This window comes from Enterobacter sp. CC120223-11 (assembly GCF_900215375.1).
Classification (GTDB): domain Bacteria; phylum Pseudomonadota; class Gammaproteobacteria; order Enterobacterales; family Enterobacteriaceae; genus Scandinavium.
On record NZ_OBEF01000008.1, the window covers coordinates 62999 to 79837 of the forward strand.

The following is a 16839-nucleotide window of genomic DNA, read 5'->3' on the forward strand; positions in this document are numbered from 1 at the left end:
ATAGCCCGCAAATGAATAAGCAATGCCTTTGACCAACAAAAGCAAAAAACCACGCCTCGCGTGGTTTTTCCTTGCAGAAACTCAGTTCAGCGCAATTTTAACGATGCTGTCCGGGCCTTTGGTGCTGTTGTCTTCGTTGAAATCCTGCTTCACGGTGACGTACAGCGCCTCCCCGTCAGGGGAAACCAGAAGGCTGTTCGGGTGAGCGTCGAATGCCCAGCTCTTTTTCACGCTGTAACTTGTGGCATCCAGCTGCAGCACTTTGCGCGATTCTCGCTGACTGATGTAGATCTCATTTCGCTTGTCGTTAAATTTAATGCCCAACGCATCGCCTGCAATTTGCTTAATGACCTTACCGGTATGTTCGTCAAAGACCAGCGTGGTTTTGGCTTTGGAGTCATCGGTAACAAACAGGCGTCCGGTTTTTGCGTCTTCGGCCATGTTCAGGAACAGGTAGCTCTTACCGTCGCCTGGCGTCCAGCGCTGCTCAATTTTGTTATTTTGCGGGTTGATAACCAGGATTTCTCCTCCGCCGTTGGCCGCGTAAATGCGCTGGGTCACCGGCGAATAAATCATCCCTGTCACCCATTTCCCGGCGTTCTCGATGCGAGTTTTCAGGGTCAGGGTTTTGGCATCCACCACGGAAATGAAGCCAGGGTCAGCCACGCCACCGATGTACAGCGTTCCGTTATGCCAGAGAATTTCACGGGCGCCGACCGGGTCACCGTCTTTGTCTTTTCCTTCAAACATCAGGCGCTGTAGCACCTTCCCGCTTTGCGCATCGACTTTAGACACACCGCCGTCCAGGGTGTTGGTGGTGTAAAACACCTTACCGTCCGGATCCATCGCCATGCCGAAATTTTTGTAGTCGGTAAAGGTTTCACCGGTTTTCTTCAACGTGCTCGGGTCAAGACGGTACAGCACCCCGCCGTTTACATCTTTGAAGCCCTGCGCGCTGGCGACGTAGAGCGATTTCGCCCCCGGTAAATAGACCATTTCATACAGGCCATCGCCGAGGACTTGCTCAGTAACGCCAGGCTGATGCGTTTGCGCCTGGACGCTCAGCGTGGAGAGAGAAACTGCTGCGACGATGGCGAGCGCCATGGCCTTTCTGGACTGGGTAAACGGAAAGTGCATCTGATATCCAACCTTGCCTGAGAAGTAAAAAAACAACCTGATTTTTATATGAATGAGAAGCATACGCATTAGCGTTATGGGTGTAAACCCGCCAAATACGAGGGTTATCAGGCGCTTCGGCTTTCACAGTTTGTTACATTTCACGCTGAACTTTTCCATTGAGACGCAAAAGCAAATAATTATTATTAGCGTTCTCGTTAATTTGCCCTGTGCCCTTCCCAACCGATCCGCAGAGATCCGAACCGCACAGAACGGCACTGCTCCACATAACAACAATCCTGACAGGAACTTTTATGTCTTTTATCAGCAAGGAAGCCAGCTGCGGCCCCCGCACGTCTGGCAAAACGTTTTTAACCGTTTCACTGCTCGCCTCCGCCATTCAGGCCCTGCTCTACGCCCCACAGGCATTCTCGGCAGATGATGCTGCTATAACGCAGACGATGATTGTTGAAGGCGACACGCCGGCAAACAGCCAGTCAGAGCACAACTACGCCGTAAAATCGACAAACGCAGGCACGAAAATGAAGCTTGCCCCGCGCGACTTACCGCAATCCTTTAGCGTGGTCACTGAACAGCGTATGAAGGATCAGGATCTGCAAAACGTGGGCGATGTTCTGACCAACACCACAGGCATTTCAGCGCAGGTTATCGACAGCGAACGCTCCAGCTATTTCTCGCGCGGCTTTGAAATCAGCAACTACACCTATGACGATATTCCCACTTCGGTCAGTGACGTCTGGAACTACGGCGATGCCGCCTCCGATACCGCCATTTATGACCGAATTGAAGTGGTTCGCGGCGCAACGGGCCTGATGACCGGCGCCGGTAGCCCTGCGGCTTCCGTGAATATGGTGCGCAAGCATGCGGACAGCAAAGTGGCTAGCGGCAACCTCAGCGCAAGCTACGGCAGCTGGAACAGTCAGCGCTACGTGGCCGATGTCTCCGCGCCGCTTAACGAATCGGGATCCGTGCGCGCCAGGGCGATCGCAGGCTATCAGGATCAGGACGGCTGGCTCGACCGCTACCATAAAACCAAAAAATTCCTCTACGGCGTGATGGACGCCGACGTCACCGACAATACCCGTTTTTCTCTGGGTTATGACTATCAGGAGAGTAACACCGGCAACCCGACCTGGGGCGGCCTGCCCACCTGGTACAGCAACGGCACTCGCACCCATTACGACCGCAGCCTGAACACCGCCGCCGACTGGACGCGCTACAGCCTGAATTCGCGCAAGGTGTTTGCCGATATTACGCATAACTTCGACAACGGCTGGCTGGTAAAGGTAAATGGTACCCACGCTGAACAAACGTTCAACGACAAGCTGCTGTATGTGATGGGCTACCCGGACGAGGAGACCGGCGAAGGCACCTCCGGTTTTGGCAGTAAAGATCGTGGTGAACGCCATCTGGATTCCGTGGACGCCTTCGCCAGCGGTCCGTTTGAGCTGCTTGGTCGCCAGCATCAGCTGGTGGCGGGCGTCAGCTACAGCCGTCAGCATAACGCCACCTACAGCGCAGATGGCCCTATTGACAGTGACCAGATGGGTCCGTTTAACAACGGCTGGACGGGGAACGTTATCGACCCACAATGGGGTGACTGGTATCAGAACGCAGACGATATTGTGCGGCAAAAATCGGCCTATACCGCTGCGCGCCTGTCGCTGGCTGACCCGCTGTCGCTGATCCTTGGCGCACGCTACACCCAATGGAGCACTTACGGCAGCAGCGGAGACATGAGCAAAAATAACGTCACGCCATACGGCGGCCTGGTCTACGACATCGATGACACCTGGTCGGCGTACGCCAGCTATACCTCCATCTTTCAGCCGCAAACCAAACGCGACGCCAGCGGACAATATTTGTCGCCGATCACCGGCAAAAACTACGAAACGGGCCTCAAATCTGACTGGTTTAACGGCAGCCTGACCGCCACCGTCGCCCTCTTCCGAATCGAGCAGGATAACGTCGGCCAGGAAGTGGAAGGCGAATTTGTGAACGGCAGCAGCGAGCAGGCCTATCGCCCGGCGAAAGGCGCGGTCAGCAAAGGGGCTGAATTCGAACTGAACGGCGCGGTCACCGAGAATCTGCAAATGACGTTTGGTGCCACCCGCTATGTCGCCACGGATAAGGATGGCCGCTACAGCAGCAATATGCCGCAAACCACCTTCAAGCTGTTTACCCGCTATCAGGTGCCTGCGTTGTCCAGCCTGACGCTCGGCGGCGGTCTGACCTGGCAGAATAAAACCTTCCAGGACGTCGTCGGCCCGGATGGCGAAACGCAGCGCGTTTACCAGGGCAGCTTCCCGCTGGCGAGCCTTTTCGCACGCTACCAGGTCAGCAAGCAGGTGGCGGTTCAGGCGAACGTCAACAACCTGTTTGACCGCAGCTACTACAGCTGGCTCGGCGATTCAGCCGTTTACGGCGAGCCGCGTAACGTCTCGGTCAGCGTGGGCTACGCCTTCTGATGACTCCGCCCCGGTCATGTCCGGGGCTATTTCACCCTTCCCGCTGCGCCAGCCAGATGGTGTGCCCGCCGCAGTCGGGATCTTCCGTCACCTGCTTCACCACCCTAAAACCGTTGTCTGCCAGTAGCTGTCGATATTCGTCATGAGCAAGGCTCGCGTGATACAGCGGCTGGCCCAGGCTTCGGCCCCTTCGTGGTACAGCGCGATGATGCTCTCTGCTGACGGATGATCGTGTTCCATTATTAGCCCTTTTCAGTGACGCGTTGACAGGCGGTCAACGATCGCACAAAATAAACATGTACTCAGTACAATTATGTTCCGGGTATACCTTTCCACTCTTTTCGAGAAATCTATGAATAAATCCCTGATTGTTATCTTCACAACAATCTGTCTTGATGCGGTCGGCATTGGCCTCATCATTCCGATCCTTCCCCGTCTGCTGGAAGATGTGGTGCATGACAGCCACGTCGCTCTCTGGATGGGCATTATGACGGCGCTGTATGCCGTGATGCAGTTTATTTTTGCTCCGGTTTTGGGGGCACTAAGCGATACCCATGGCCGTCGCCCTGTTCTGCTGGTTTCACTGGCGGGTGCAGCGGTGAATTACCTGATTCTGGCTCTTTCACCGCAGCTGTGGATCCTGTTTATCGGCCGCGCCATTGCCGGGCTGACCAGCGCCAATATGTCCGTTGCCACCGCGTATATCACGGATATCACCCCGCCAGATCAACGTGCACGCCGCTTCGGGCTGTTTAACGCTATGTTTGGCATCGGCTTTATCATCGGCCCGGTGTTGGGCGGTGTTTTGGGCGATCTCTGGGTACGCCTGCCGTTTCTGGTTGCCGCCGTGCTGACTGGCGTCAACCTTCTGATGGCGCTTTTTGTCCTGCCTGAATCCAGAACGCCTACTCATCAGCGCCTGCATCTGGCGGCTTTTAATCCTCTGAAACCGCTGCGCTGGGCGTTTTCTATGAAAAAGCTGCTGCCCATCGTGGCCGTGTTCTTCATTCTTAGCGGCATCGGTGAAGTGTATGGCATCTGCTGGGCGCTGTGGGGCAACGATACCTTCCAGTGGAACGGCATGTGGATTGGCCTTTCACTGTGTGCGTTTGGTCTTTGCCAGTCGCTGGTGCAGATTTTTCTGCCGGGCCCTGCGGCACGGTTGTTTGGTGAACGAGGTGCCGTTTTGGTCGGCGTCGCCTGCTCCTGCGTGGCGCTGACGATCCTCGCCTTTACGCAGCAAAGCTGGATTGTGTTTGCCATTATGCCGCTGTTCGCGCTGGGTGGAATCGGCACGCCCGCTTTGCAGGCCCTTGCCACCCGCCAGGTTGAGGTCAACCGTCAGGGGCAGTTCCAGGGCGTATTAGGCTCAGCCATCAGCCTCGCGTCCATCATCGCCCCGCTTGGTTTTTCGGCCATCTATTTTATGGTTCAGCAGAGCTGGCCCGGCGCTATCTGGCTCTCCGTGGTCGCCATCTACGTGCTGGCTGTTCCGTTAATTATCTTTGGCACCCGCAAACATGATCAAGCGACAGAGCTTGCACAGCAGAAGGAAAACTCATGACAGACCTCGCCGATCGCCGCGCCAGAAAGCGTCAGGAAACCCGCCGTGCCATCTCATGGGCTGCCACCGGGCTGTTTGCGGAAAAAGGCTTCGACAACGTCACCATAGATGAAATCGCCGCCGAGGCCGATGTCGGGCGCATGACGGTGTTCAATCATTTTCCCCGCAAGGAAGATATGTTTTTTGACCGTGACGATGAGATTCGGACCACGCTTGCCGAGGCGCTCCGGCAGCGTGACCCTGCGGAGTCACCGATTGAATCACTGCGTCTGCTGGCGCATCGCCTGATCAGCGAGCAGCGCCCTTACCTGCAATTTTCGCCGGAGAGCCGGGGGTTTATTGCAACTATCAAAGCCAGCGAAACCCTGAAAGCACGCGCCCGCGCAATCCGTGATGAAGTGGCGAACGGTGTTGCAGTGGAACTTGCCCGCAGCGCAGGCCGCGAAGATTCCGATGCCGACGCGGCCCTTGCCGCGTCACTTCTGCTGGCAACATGGAGTGTGGCGCTGATCCGTGCCCACGAGGAGTATGCGCAGACCCTGGATGCAGAGCAGTCTGCCGCCATTTTTCTGTCGCTGGTGGATAAGGGCGCAGTCGGGCAAAAAGCGGCTTTGGCAGGAACGCCCTACGTCTGAGTCAAGGGTCCAGTGCAGCGGCCGGGCCTCAGCAGCACGATCTGCCATCGCATCACGAAGAAGGCGTATTTTATTTTGAACGATGGCATCTCAGCGTTCCGTCGTTGAATGAGAATAAAATAAGGCTGCAGGCCGCATTATACGGGGAAGTTCACGCTCTCTTCCTGTTGCCAGGAGCTAGCCATGAGCAGCGGCAAGACACCGCGACTGAATCAAACAACTGTCTGAAATATTGAACAGCAGCTGTTTTTAATGAAAGGAGGATCAGGCGGTTTATCGGCGATGGAATCAGGGTATAAAGGATGCTGCGCACCCCTCAATCAAAGCAACAAAGTCAACACGCTTTATTATCATAATATTTACTTTTAGAGCTGCATCATACTTCTGGCAAATAGCCCAGAGCGTTTATTATGCACTTAAAATGAATGATTTCAGCCCTTAAAGGCCCATGCCACCGCATTTCATCATGGATAACTATTCAGTTTCACTGTTAAAAATTACTTCCACTCCCTCTCAATTCCGCGTTTCGCCTGATGCTAAATTTTAAAAAAGTGTTAAATTTATACTCACATAGTGAGTAACACTATGCTCCACGGCTAATTAAGAACATATTACTTACAAAACTAAGGTTCATCATGGATAAGTTATCTTACGCTTCAGATAGCAACACATCTGCCTGGAATACCTACCTGCAACAAATCGAGCGCGTTGCCCCCTACCTCGGCGAACTCTCCCGCTGGGTTGATACTCTTCGTCATCCTAAGCGCGCCCTGATTGTCGATATTCCTGTGCAAATGGACGATGGCACCATTCGTCACTTTGAGGGGTATCGCGTGCAGCACAACCTCTCACGTGGCCCGGGCAAAGGTGGCGTGCGCTATCACCCGGATGTGGATCTGAACGAAGTTATGGCGCTGTCAGCCTGGATGACCATCAAATGTGCGGCGCTGAACCTGCCTTACGGCGGCGCAAAAGGCGGCATCCGCGTCGATCCGTTCAAGCTCTCTGAGGGTGAACTGGAGCGTCTGACCCGCCGCTATACCAGCGAAATTGGCATTATTATCGGGCCGCAAAAAGATATTCCTGCGCCGGACGTCGGCACCAACGGCAAAGTCATGGCGTGGATGATGGACACGTACTCCATGAACCACGGCACCACCATCACTGGCGTGGTAACCGGTAAACCGATCCATCTTGGCGGCTCGCTGGGGCGTGAAAAAGCCACCGGTCGCGGCGTGTGGATCAGCGGTCGCGAAGTGGCTCGTCGGGCCAATATCCCTGTGGAAGGTGCTCGTGTAGCGGTGCAAGGTTTCGGTAACGTGGGTAGCGAAGCGGCCCGCCTGTTTGCCGCCTCCGGTGCTCGCGTGGTGGCCATTCAGGACCACACTGCAACGCTGTTTAACGGCATGGGCATCGACATGAACGCCCTCACCGCATGGCAGATCGAGCACAAGCAAATCGCCGGATTCCCAGGTGCCGAGACCATCGCCAGCGAAGCTTTCTGGGACGTGGATATGGACATTTTCATTCCGGCCGCGCTGGAAGGCCAGATTACCCGTCACCGTGCCGAAGTGCTGAAATGTAAATTGATCCTTGAAGGCGCGAACGGCCCGACCTATCCGGATGCCGACGACGTGCTGGCAAGCCGTGGCATCATCGTGGTACCAGACGTGGTCTGTAACGCCGGTGGCGTAACCGTCAGCTACTTTGAATGGGTTCAGGACATGGCGAGCTTCTTCTGGAGTGAAGAAGAGATCAACGCCCGTATGGACAAAATCATGACCGACGCGATGGTTCACGTCTGGGAAAAAGCAGAGGAAAAATCCTGCTCCCTGCGTACTGCCGCTTACATCGTAGCCTGCGAACGTATTCTGCTGGCACGTAAAGATCGCGGTATCTATCCGGGCTGAGGCCAGTGCGGCGGTGGGCCTTCGCGGCTCACCGTCTTTTCTTTTTGATGCTCAACGATACTTCTCGCAAAACAGCGCCATGTCCTCCTGCTGAAAATCAGCCAGTCGTCCGAGAATGGTTTCCAGCGGCCAGTCCCACCAGGCGATACGCTGCAGCTCTCTCGCTATCTCATCAGAAAATCGCTTACGCAGTGGCCTGGCCGGAACTCCGCCCACGATGCTGTAAGGTGCCACGTCTTTGGTTACCACCGCGCCCGCCGCAAGCACGGCGCCATCACCCACCGTAATGCCTGGCAGAACAATCACCCCGTGACCAATCCAGACGTCATGCCCAATCACAACGCTGTCCTGACGTCGTGCGGCAAAGAAGTCGTGGTCACGTGTGGCATCTGCAGAATAGTATTCCGGGCAATAGGTGATGCGGTGCTGCGAAGCGCGCTGCATCGGATGGTTAGGCGCGCCGATACGCACCTGGTTGGCAATTGCCACAAAGCGGCCAATCTGCGCATCGGCAATGGTGCAGTACTCCCCGACATACGAAAAATCCCCTAATGACGCATATTCCATTACGCTGTGCGCCAGCACTTCGCACTGTTGGCCAATGCGGCACTCACGCAAACGAACGCTGCTGTCGATGGACGTTTCAGCCAGTTTTACGGTTTTCATATTAGGGTCACTCCGTTAATAAATAGAAGCACTCTAATGCGCATTTATTAACGGAGAATGACGGAGCGGCGGGTTTGGCCTGGCCTTAATCGACGTGCAGGCTGATACCGGTTTGTTTCGCCTGCATGGTCAGAATTCTTTGGGCAAGTTGCAGATCGCCGCGGTGCAATCTGCCGAACAAGCGCTCAAGGGCAACGGCGGTCAAAAAATCTGAATTTGCCGGAGAATGACTGGAAATGACAATGCCTTCGCGGGCGATTTCGGCGTCGGCCTTTGCCTGCGTTTGATCAATAACGGTGATGATTTCACTCATCATTTGCTCAATGGCACCCTCAACCAGCTGAGATAAAAATGCTTCCTGTTGCGGCGTAAAAGTCTGTTCCATATATCACTCCTTTGGTAAAAGTAATGCGAAGTTTTACACTCTTTACTGCTGATTCAAAGCATAGCTGGACTAGCCTCTACGTTGTCTCAACAAACCCCGAGGAACCAATATGGCCGACTGGAACCCTTCCCTGTATTTGCAGTTTGCATCTGAACGTACCCGCCCGGCGGCAGAATTGCTCGCCCGCATTGCGAAACCTTCTGCTAAGTATGTGGCGGACTTAGGCTGCGGCCCGGGTAACAGCACTGAACTGCTGCGTGCGGCCTGGCCTGAGGCGGTAATCACCGGCGTGGATAACTCCCCGGCGATGCTGGAAAAAGCGCAAAAGGCGCTGCCGGATTGCCGGTTCGTTAATGCAGACATCGGCCAGTGGCAGCCCGAGCAGCCGCTGGATGTGCTGTACGCTAACGCGTCTCTGCAATGGATAAGCGGTCATCAGAAGCTGCTCCCTCACCTCGCTTCGCTGCTGGCGGAAGAAGGTGTGCTGGCCGTGCAGATGCCGGATAACTGGCAGGAGCCGTCGCACGCCTCGATGCGCCAGACAGCCAGCGAGCTGGGGCATCCGCCGCGCGGCAGAGTCCCGCTGGAGAGCGTACAAACCTATTACGATTTACTGAGTGAGAACGGCTGTGAGGTGGATATCTGGCGGACGACCTATTTTCACCCGATGGCCTCGCATCAGGCGATTGTTGACTGGCTGAGCGCCACCGGGCTGCGCCCTTACCTGCAGGATCTGGACAGCGTCAGCCAGCAGGCATTTCTCAACCGCTATTTGCAGCTGCTGGAAGAAAACTACCCTCGCCAGCAGAACGGACAGATCCTGCTGGCCTTTCCGCGCCTGTTTATTATTGCCCGCCGCGCTACCAGCTGAAGTCGCGCACTAGCGAGAGATCCCAGGCCGTCGCAAACAGGGAAACAAAAATGATGATGTTTACGGCGGTTTCTATTTTCTTTTCCATGATCGTTCTCCTGATGGCCTGCTGACCATTACACAGGGAAAATCTTAATGATTTCTTAAACGCCACGGCCAGACAGATTCATCCGATAAAGCACGAAATCCTCAACGTCCGTGAACTGGTCGTACAGCTTTCTGGCCGGGTTATTTTCACGGGTATGCCAGTACAGACGCGACCAGCCCTTCGCTTTACCTTCGTCAACCAGTGACTGAATTAACCGACGCGCAAGGCCGTTGCCGCGCATATCCGGCGCAACAAAAAGATCTTCCAGATAGCAAATCGGGGCGAGTTCCCAGGTGCCTTCATGCAGCACAATGTGAGCAAAGCCTTTAACTTCCCCGTTCACCACCGCGACGCGCCCTTCAATAGACGAGTGTTCGCTCAGCATTCGTTGCCAGGTTTTTTCAGTGACGGCTTCGCTGACGCTCGATTCATAAAACTGGTTATAGCCATTCCACAGCTCGCGCCACTGGGCCTTGTCTGCGGTCTGTATTTCGCGAATCGTCACGTCCATCAGAATTCCTCAGGTCAGTTGATAGCATTTGTCGGGCAGGATTTTCGCCGGGATCTCGCTTTCGTCGTTCATCTGCAACAGATCGGTTTCGATGGCGTTGCTGATGGCATCGAGCGGCAGATCATTATTTTCCACCCCGAACGGTTCTTCAAGCTCTTCTGCCAGCACGTCAAGAGAGATAAAAGTGTAGGAAATCAGCATTGAAACGAACGGCGTCATGTAATGCAGATCGCTCACCAGGGCGAATGGCAGCATGATACAGAACAGATACACCGTGCGATGCAGGATGAGCGAGTAGGCAAACGGCACTGGCGTATTCGCAATGCGTTCGCAGCCTGCCAGCACGCCAGACATATCATTCAGACGGTTGTTAAGGCTGTGGAACAGAATATCCGACAGCGTGCCCTGCTGACGGTATTCCGCCAGCCAGTTGCCCATCAGCAGCAATATGCGGTTGGCGGGCGACTGAACGGCCAGAACCTGCCCGAGCTGTTCCGCAGTCAGATATTTCGCGAGCTTATCCTCTTGAGGCAAGCGCCTCAGCTGCATGCGCAACGAATGAACGAAGGCAATTTGCAGCCTGACAAACGGCCTGAAATCCGTGTCAGCCGGTAGCGTATTCTTCACTTCACGCAGCAGCGAACGTGAGGCGATCATCAACTGACCCCACAGCAGGCGAGCTTCCACATAACGCGCGTAGCAGGCGTTGTTTCTAAACCCGAGGAAAATGGCGATCGCCACGCCAAGAATGCTAAACGGCGCAACGGTCAGCTTCACGCCGAGCGAGGTGTACCAGGGCAGCATCACAATCACGGCGACGGATAGCAGGAAATTGAGCAGCAACCGGGAGAAAATCTTTGGTAACACCGAGCCGTGCCAGACAAAAATGCGCGACAGCCAGTGTTCGTGAGGTCTTACAATCATGAGTGACGTTCTTTAGAGAAGAGGCGCTCACTTTAACGTGATCCAAATCACTCTTTCAAGTTTATTGCGATTATTGGCTACATCTTCATAACAAAAAGCGGTTTTACTTCGCCTCTTATTCGGCTCATAATGTGAGCCAATTAATCTTTTTTTCGGCTCAGGGGCGATCATGACGCAATGGATCTGGCAACAACCGGACTGGCCTGTTTTTCACTGGCAGGGAGAGTCCGTTCTGCCTTTGCTGCGCCAGCTGCAGCGTAAATCAGGTGTGCTTATCGGCCGCAGCGAGATGCAGGATGAAGACCGGCAAACGCTGGATGCGCTGCTGTCGAACATTCTGGCCTCTTCCGCCATTGAAGAGGAGCGACTGAACGCGCAGTCGGTGCGGTCTTCCCTGGCCCGTCGTCTGGGGGTTGACGATGAAACGCCTTTCCCGGTATCCGAGCGTTCCGAAGGCGTGGCGTCGATTATGCTTGATGCCATCGATAACCGACATGAGCCGCTTTCTCTGCCCCGCCTGCTGCAATGGCACCGCTGGCTGTTTCCGCACGATCCCTGGGCAATGCACGCGGTTCGCGCGGGCGAGTTACGCGGAGGCGAGCCAATGCAGGTGGTTTCCGGGCGCATAGACAACCCTGTCGTACATTTTGAAGCGCCTCCCCGGGAAGGCCTCGACGCGCGGCTGGATGCTTTTATCCTCTGGTTTAATCAGAGCCAAAATGACCCGCTGGTCGATCCCATTTTAAGGGCGGCCATCGCGCATTTGTGGTTCGTCACGCTGCACCCTTTCGATGACGGTAACGGCCGTCTGACCCGGGCACTCACGGACTTAGCCCTCGCGCAGGCCGACAACCAAAGCGTGCGGCTGTATGCAATGTCGGTGTCGATTCTTGAGCAACGCAGCCAGTATTACCAGATCCTCGAGCAGACACAAAAAGGCGAAACGGACATCACCGGATGGCTGATATGGTTTCTGCAAACGCTTGATGTCACGCTGGAAAATGCACTGTCTGGCATCGATAGCACGCTGGCAAAAAGTCGCTTCTGGAAGCAAAATGACGCCCTGCGCCATGAGCTGAGCGCAGAACAGCTGAAGGTCATCAATCGCCTGCTGGACGGTGGTGAGGCCGGTTTTGCCGAAGGGATCAGCGCCAGCCAGTATCAGAAGGTCGCGAAAGTGAGTAAAGCCACCGCGACGCGTCATCTGGCCTGGCTGCTGGAGCATGGCCTGCTGGAGAAACTGCCCGGCGGTGGGCGCAACACCCGGTATCAGATCGCCCACGGTGAATGAGCCAAAACGCTGCGGAAATCAGCTCACCTGATGAGCCGAATATAGTTGGCATTCGGCTCACTTTCTGCAAGGCGTGATTCATCGCAGAGGAGTTGAACTTTCAGGTTTAACATTACCAATATGTATGTTGTAACTAATGCCTATTATTTAAAACCCGGCTGCTCGCCGGGTTCCTTATCAGCACAGTGGCTTAACGGCTTCGCGCATGCCCTGCGTCAGAATCGCATCGAGGTCCTTCGTGACCTGCTGCACCAGGCCATTCACCTGCGTTAAATCCTGCTCCCAGTGATCTTTCACAGACAGAACCGACTCAACCAGCGACGAGGTGCTGATCTGCTTGTCATGATGCAGCGTCCACAGTTGCTGATAGCGTTCGATCCAGTGCGCGTCGTCCTGTACGGGATAGCTTTCACCGTTGCGCTCTGCACGGTAAAACGCAATCAGCGCCGCCAGGGCAACGGTCAGACGGGGCGGTAACTTACCGTTCGCGTCCTGCCCTGCCAGCAGTTGCGGCAGAATACGGGTGCGGAACTTGGTCATCCCGTTCAGCGCAATCGACAGCAGCTGATGCTTGATGTACGGATTGCGGAAGCGCCCCGTCACCGCACTGGCAAAAGATTCCAGTTCGTCATGCGGCAAATCCAGTACCGGGATGATTTCCTGATAGATAGCCTTTTCCACAAAGGCGCACACTTCCGCGTCATTCATCGCTTCACCGACGGTATCCAGCCCGGCCTGATAAGCCACCGGTACCAGCGCCGTGTGCGCGCCGTTAAGAATCGCTACTTTGCGCTCTTTATACGGTTTGATGTCGTCGACAATCAGCACATTCAGCGGCAACTTATCCAGACGCAGCTCGCTCGCCAGCGTTTTCGGCCCCTGAATGACGAACAAATAGAAGTGTTCTGCGGTGTCGAGGAAGGCGTCTTTATAACCGAGGTCCGCTTCCAGCTGCGCGGCTTCATCACGTGGATAGCCCGTTACGATTCTGTCGACCAGCGTAGAGCAAAATGCGTTCGCGGTGTTCAGCCAGGTGACGAAGGCCGCCGGTAATGCCCACTCCTGCGCATAACGTAATACCAGCTCCCGCAGCGCATCGCCGTTGTAATCGATCAGTTCACAAGGAATGATGACCCAGCCTTTATCCGCCGCGCCGTTGAAATGGCTGTAGCGTTCGAACAACAAACGGGTCAGTTTTGCCGGGTAGCTGACGGCCGGAGCGTCATCGAATTTATCGCCCGCGTGGTAGCTGATACCCGCCTCGGTCGTGTTGGAAAACACAAAACGCATGTCCGGATTGTGAGCCAGTTCGAGGAAGGCCTGATAGTCGCGGTAAGCGCTGATTTCGCGGTTAACGGAGCGAATCAGACGCGCTTCGCTGACCGCCTCGCCCTGCTCGTTCAGACCACGAATAATGGTGGTGTAGAGGCCATCCTGCGTGCTCAGCGACGGCGGGAAATCGCTGTCGATTGGGCGAACAATCACCACGCCAGCGTTCAGATCGGTATGTTCATTCAGAAGGTCAATTTGCCAGTCGACAAAGGCACGGAGGAAGTTGCCCTCGCCAAACTGGATAATGCGTTCAGGGTACTGAGCGCCGGGAAAATCGAGACGGTTTAAAGTTTTCATTATGGGTTTCCCTTAGTTATTGGTCATACAGCCTTCGTTATTGGTCCAATAACTTATCAGACTTTAAAACCAGGAAACCCTGTCTGGATCAAGTGCGAGCAGCTTTTTCAGGCACTCAGACAAATTTGTAAAATACAGAGGTAGCCGTCAGCGCACCCTCCGGCATAAGTGCATAACGAGGGATTTCACCGGCCTTTTCCCAGCCGCAGCGGCGGTAAAAGGTTTCAGCTCCGCTGCCGGTCGCCGTATCCAGGACCAGCACCGTTTTCCCCTGCTGCTTCGCCTCCCCCTCAAGCGCCTCCATCAGCAGGCGAGCAATGCCCTGGCGACGAGCGCAGGAGTGGACCAACAACTTTGCCACTTCCCCCCGATGCGGCTGGTTTTCCGGCAGATCGGTAATCAACTGGACGGTGCCGATCAGGCGGCCATCCTGCACGGCGGCCAGCACAGTACGCTCGCCAGCGGCCACGCTGAGGGCAACTTTTTGCCAGAAAGCCACGGCTTTATCGGGATGGAAAGGCAGCATGAAGCTCACTGAGGCACCGCCGTTCACGCTGTCGACCAGGATGTCGGTCAATTCAGGAAGGCGCTGTGCGATATCTTGTGGAGAAAGGGAAATCAGATCCACTGGCGAGGTCATTGGGGGCTCCTTTGGCAAACCCCCACACTATCTGCTTAACAGACTGTTTACACAACAGTCTGCTCATAGGCTTTACTTATTCATCCGCCCGTCGGCATCGTGCTGCATTTTCATGGCATACATGCGTTTATCCGCGGCCCCCAGCCAGCCGGAGAGATCGTGAAAATCTTCATGATTAAACTCAATCACCCCCCAGGAAAAGCTGAGTTTCCAGGGTTTGCCGGAGGTGAGATTGAAGGCGTTGGCTTCCTCGACCAGGTGCTGCATCGCAATCCACGCCCCGTTTTCATCGGTGTTGGAGAACAGAATGCCGAACTCATCGCCACCGTGGCGCACCAGCAAATCAGTATCGCGAAATGCCCGGTTCAGCAGGTGGGTCATTTCACGCAGCGCGCAATCCCCTTCAGCATGACCGAAGCTGTCGTTGATCTGCTTAAATTTATCGAGGTCGAGCCAGCCGAGCGTGAGAGGTTCGGCACGGCGCTGGGCTGAGGCAATAGCAAAGTTCGCCAGATGCTCAAAGCCCCTGCGGTTTAAAAGCCCGGTCAGGGAATCGGTGGTCGCTTCACTTATCGTCGCAAATTCACCCTCAACGATGGCGGCCAGATCCTGCAGTAGCGCTTGTTCCTGGGGGCCGAAAGTGCGCGTGTTGTGGTCAAGCAGGCAAAACGACCCCACCATCGCCCCATCCGGCAGGCGCAGTGGATGTCCAGCGTAAAAACGAATATGTGGCTCACCGAGCACCAGCGGATTGTCGCTAAAGCGTGAGTCCTGCTTTGCATCTGGCACAATCAGCGGCTTATCGCTCAGGATCACGTGCCCGCAAAATGAAACCCGGCGCGGCTGGGTGACATAATGCAGGCCGTTGCAGGACTTAAACACCAACGATTCGGCATCCACCAGGCTTACGATCGCGACCGGCACGTTAAAAAGGTGACGAGCAAGGCGCGTGAGACGATCGAAGCGGGCAGGTTCTCCGGCAGTCAGAATGCCTGATTCACGCAGCGACGTCAGGCGCTGGGCTTCATTTGCCGGGATATCGGGACTCTTCATCATCTCTCCTCATTCAGAAGTATTAACAGCTTAGCCTGGATTTTCGGGGTTTACGTGCGCAGAAGGTTAGTGCGCGAAGATTTGGTTTTTACCACGCCTTTTGGCTTCGTAAAGCGCATCATCGGCCGCTTTCAGCCAGGCCGCAACGTCTTCCATATCAGGGCGAGCACAGGCCACCCCGATACTGAGCGTCGGTGACAGTTCGCTGTCCGGCAAAGCGGTAATCACCGCCGTGGCTTCCATAATGCGATGAGCAATCATCACGGCCTCGTCCCGGGAGGTATCAGGAAGTAAAATCACAAATTCGTCGCCGCCGAGGCGCGCGGGCGTATCAGTGGAGCGGGTGGCGACGTGCAAAATTTGCGACACCGTTTCCAGCATCGCATCCCCCACTTTATGGCCGTAACGATCGTTCACGTCCTTAAAATTATCCAGATCGATAAACACCAACGCCGAATCGCCGCAGGCGTTTTGCAGGCGGCTCAGCTCCCAGGCGATGTGCTTTTCCAGCAGCCGACGGTTGGCGATGTCCAGCAGCGGATCCTTCATCGCGATCCGCTCCAGTTCGTGGCTTTTTCGTCTGAGCTTGACCGCCAGAATATCCGTCAGTACGCACAGCGCCAGCAGATAGATAGCAATCAGCGGCAGCGTGGCAAACATCGTTCTTTGCGAAACGCCGGTGCGAATTTCCATCCCCGTGCAAAGCCAGGCGATGGCAAACGTGCACAGCATGGCCGCCACCGCTTTACGCATCAGCACCACGCCACCCGCCGCCAGACGATCGGCGAGCAGAATCGTGGCGATCACCACTGAAGGCAGCGGATTAAGTGCGATGATGGCAATCCAGAAGCCACCAGCCCCGGCATCTATCACCAGGTTCTGATGTTCAGCCACCAGCGGAGCACGGGCGTTGCGGGCGCGAAGCCAGGCCACGGTTGGCCACACGAAGGCATTGATGGCCAGTAGCGCACGCAGCCACAGAGGACGATCGAGTTCGTCCAGCACAGAGAGAATGGGGAAAAAACAGAGAAATGTGCCGAGAATGCGCATCAGATACATACGGCGAA

Annotated in this window: 15 protein-coding genes and 1 pseudogene; 6 read left to right on the forward strand and 10 right to left on the reverse strand. The window is 55.4% G+C overall.

All coding sequences use genetic code 11. The features are described from left to right. Positions 1-81 precede the first annotated feature (81 nt). Entirely contained in the window at positions 82-1137 is a 1056-nt protein-coding gene (locus tag CRO87_RS11160) for a YncE family protein (protein WP_097163016.1), read from the reverse strand. 293 nt (positions 1138-1430) lie between these two features. Between CRO87_RS11160 and fhuE the strand changes: the two genes are divergently transcribed. Continuing rightward, the gene (gene fhuE / locus CRO87_RS11165; RefSeq protein ID WP_097163017.1) at positions 1431-3605 is read left to right on the forward strand and encodes a ferric-rhodotorulic acid/ferric-coprogen receptor FhuE; all 2175 of its coding nucleotides are present in this window, start codon (positions 1431-1433) and stop codon (positions 3603-3605) included. Between the two features lie 31 nt (positions 3606-3636). On the opposite strand, the pseudogene CRO87_RS22895 reads toward fhuE, so the two are convergent. Beyond that, a pseudogene (locus tag CRO87_RS22895) lies at positions 3637-3792 on the reverse strand (SAM-dependent methyltransferase); the annotation flags it as partial. Positions 3793-3957: 165 nt separating this feature from the next. Between CRO87_RS22895 and CRO87_RS11175 the strand changes: the two are divergent. From CRO87_RS11175 to CRO87_RS11185, 3 genes are all read left to right on the forward strand, one after another. After that, positions 3958-5169 (forward strand): TCR/Tet family MFS transporter, encoded by a 1212-nt coding sequence (locus CRO87_RS11175; RefSeq protein ID WP_097163018.1) that lies wholly within the window; start codon positions 3958-3960, stop codon positions 5167-5169. Continuing rightward, positions 5166-5804: a TetR/AcrR family transcriptional regulator gene (locus tag CRO87_RS11180; protein WP_097163019.1), complete on the forward strand. Its 639-nt coding sequence runs from the start codon at positions 5166-5168 to the stop codon at positions 5802-5804. The genes CRO87_RS11175 and CRO87_RS11180 overlap by 4 nt, the downstream gene beginning before the upstream one ends. Before the next feature lie 635 nt (positions 5805-6439). After that, a complete protein-coding gene (locus tag CRO87_RS11185) occupies positions 6440-7714 on the forward strand; it encodes a Glu/Leu/Phe/Val dehydrogenase (RefSeq protein ID WP_097163020.1) in 1275 nt (424 codons plus the stop codon). Positions 7715-7765: 51 nt separating this feature from the next. On the opposite strand, the gene CRO87_RS11190 is transcribed toward CRO87_RS11185, so the two are convergent. Beyond that, positions 7766-8380 (reverse strand): DapH/DapD/GlmU-related protein, encoded by a 615-nt coding sequence (locus tag CRO87_RS11190; RefSeq protein ID WP_097163021.1) that lies wholly within the window; start codon positions 8378-8380, stop codon positions 7766-7768. An 85-nt stretch (positions 8381-8465) separates the two neighbouring features. Further along, positions 8466-8765: a hypothetical protein gene (locus CRO87_RS11195; protein WP_097163022.1), complete on the reverse strand. Its 300-nt coding sequence runs from the start codon at positions 8763-8765 to the stop codon at positions 8466-8468. Between the two features lie 109 nt (positions 8766-8874). Here CRO87_RS11195 and tam point away from each other — a divergent pair, with 109 nt between their 5' ends. Next, on the forward strand, positions 8875-9636 hold the full coding sequence (tam, locus tag CRO87_RS11200; RefSeq protein WP_097163023.1) for a trans-aconitate 2-methyltransferase: 762 nt from the start codon (positions 8875-8877) through the stop codon (positions 9634-9636). 143 nt (positions 9637-9779) lie between these two features. On the opposite strand, the gene CRO87_RS11210 is transcribed toward tam, so the two are convergent. Together CRO87_RS11210 and CRO87_RS11215 are read right to left on the reverse strand one after the other, a co-directional pair. Continuing rightward, positions 9780-10235, reverse strand: a complete 456-nt coding sequence (locus tag CRO87_RS11210; RefSeq protein ID WP_097163025.1) for a GNAT family N-acetyltransferase — start codon at positions 10233-10235, stop codon at positions 9780-9782. 9 nt (positions 10236-10244) lie between these two features. Further along, complete coding sequence (locus CRO87_RS11215; protein ID WP_097163026.1) at positions 10245-11159, reverse strand: bestrophin family protein; 915 nt, start codon at positions 11157-11159, stop codon at positions 10245-10247. Positions 11160-11325: 166 nt separating this feature from the next. On the opposite strand from CRO87_RS11215, the gene CRO87_RS11220 reads away from it, so the two are divergent. Further along, positions 11326-12450: a Fic family protein gene (locus CRO87_RS11220; RefSeq protein ID WP_097163027.1), complete on the forward strand. Its 1125-nt coding sequence runs from the start codon at positions 11326-11328 to the stop codon at positions 12448-12450. Positions 12451-12627: 177 nt separating this feature from the next. Here CRO87_RS11220 and CRO87_RS11225 read toward each other — a convergent pair whose 3' ends face one another. From CRO87_RS11225 to CRO87_RS11240, 4 genes are all read right to left on the reverse strand, one after another. After that, positions 12628-14079 carry a tagaturonate reductase gene (locus CRO87_RS11225; protein WP_097163028.1) on the reverse strand — a complete coding sequence of 484 codons (1452 nt, stop codon included), beginning with the start codon at positions 14077-14079 and terminating at the stop codon, positions 12628-12630. Positions 14080-14194: 115 nt separating this feature from the next. Continuing rightward, entirely contained in the window at positions 14195-14719 is a 525-nt protein-coding gene (locus CRO87_RS11230; protein WP_097163029.1) for a GNAT family N-acetyltransferase, read from the reverse strand. A 72-nt stretch (positions 14720-14791) separates the two neighbouring features. Then, positions 14792-15772, reverse strand: a complete 981-nt coding sequence (locus CRO87_RS11235; RefSeq protein WP_097163030.1) for a sensor domain-containing diguanylate cyclase — start codon at positions 15770-15772, stop codon at positions 14792-14794. A 66-nt stretch (positions 15773-15838) separates the two neighbouring features. After that, positions 15839-16831 carry a diguanylate cyclase gene (locus tag CRO87_RS11240; protein ID WP_097163171.1) on the reverse strand — a complete coding sequence of 331 codons (993 nt, stop codon included), beginning with the start codon at positions 16829-16831 and terminating at the stop codon, positions 15839-15841. Positions 16832-16839: the final 8 nt, after the last annotated feature.

Coding starts and splice junctions, on each gene's coding strand:
- CRO87_RS11160 (WP_097163016.1), bottom strand. CDS start 1,137: ATGCACTTTCCGTTTACCCAGTCCAGAAAGGCCATGGCGCTCGCCATC.
- fhuE (WP_097163017.1), top strand. CDS start 1,431: ATGTCTTTTATCAGCAAGGAAGCCAGCTGCGGCCCCCGCACGTCTGGC.
- CRO87_RS11175 (WP_097163018.1), top strand. CDS start 3,958: ATGAATAAATCCCTGATTGTTATCTTCACAACAATCTGTCTTGATGCG.
- CRO87_RS11180 (WP_097163019.1), top strand. CDS start 5,166: ATGACAGACCTCGCCGATCGCCGCGCCAGAAAGCGTCAGGAAACCCGC.
- CRO87_RS11185 (WP_097163020.1), top strand. CDS start 6,440: ATGGATAAGTTATCTTACGCTTCAGATAGCAACACATCTGCCTGGAAT.
- CRO87_RS11190 (WP_097163021.1), bottom strand. CDS start 8,380: ATGAAAACCGTAAAACTGGCTGAAACGTCCATCGACAGCAGCGTTCGT.
- CRO87_RS11195 (WP_097163022.1), bottom strand. CDS start 8,765: ATGGAACAGACTTTTACGCCGCAACAGGAAGCATTTTTATCTCAGCTG.
- tam (WP_097163023.1), top strand. CDS start 8,875: ATGGCCGACTGGAACCCTTCCCTGTATTTGCAGTTTGCATCTGAACGT.
- CRO87_RS11210 (WP_097163025.1), bottom strand. CDS start 10,235: ATGGACGTGACGATTCGCGAAATACAGACCGCAGACAAGGCCCAGTGG.
- CRO87_RS11215 (WP_097163026.1), bottom strand. CDS start 11,159: ATGATTGTAAGACCTCACGAACACTGGCTGTCGCGCATTTTTGTCTGG.
- CRO87_RS11225 (WP_097163028.1), bottom strand. CDS start 14,079: ATGAAAACTTTAAACCGTCTCGATTTTCCCGGCGCTCAGTACCCTGAA.
- CRO87_RS11230 (WP_097163029.1), bottom strand. CDS start 14,719: ATGACCTCGCCAGTGGATCTGATTTCCCTTTCTCCACAAGATATCGCA.
- CRO87_RS11235 (WP_097163030.1), bottom strand. CDS start 15,772: ATGAAGAGTCCCGATATCCCGGCAAATGAAGCCCAGCGCCTGACGTCG.
- CRO87_RS11240 (WP_097163171.1), bottom strand. CDS start 16,831: ATGTATCTGATGCGCATTCTCGGCACATTTCTCTGTTTTTTCCCCATT.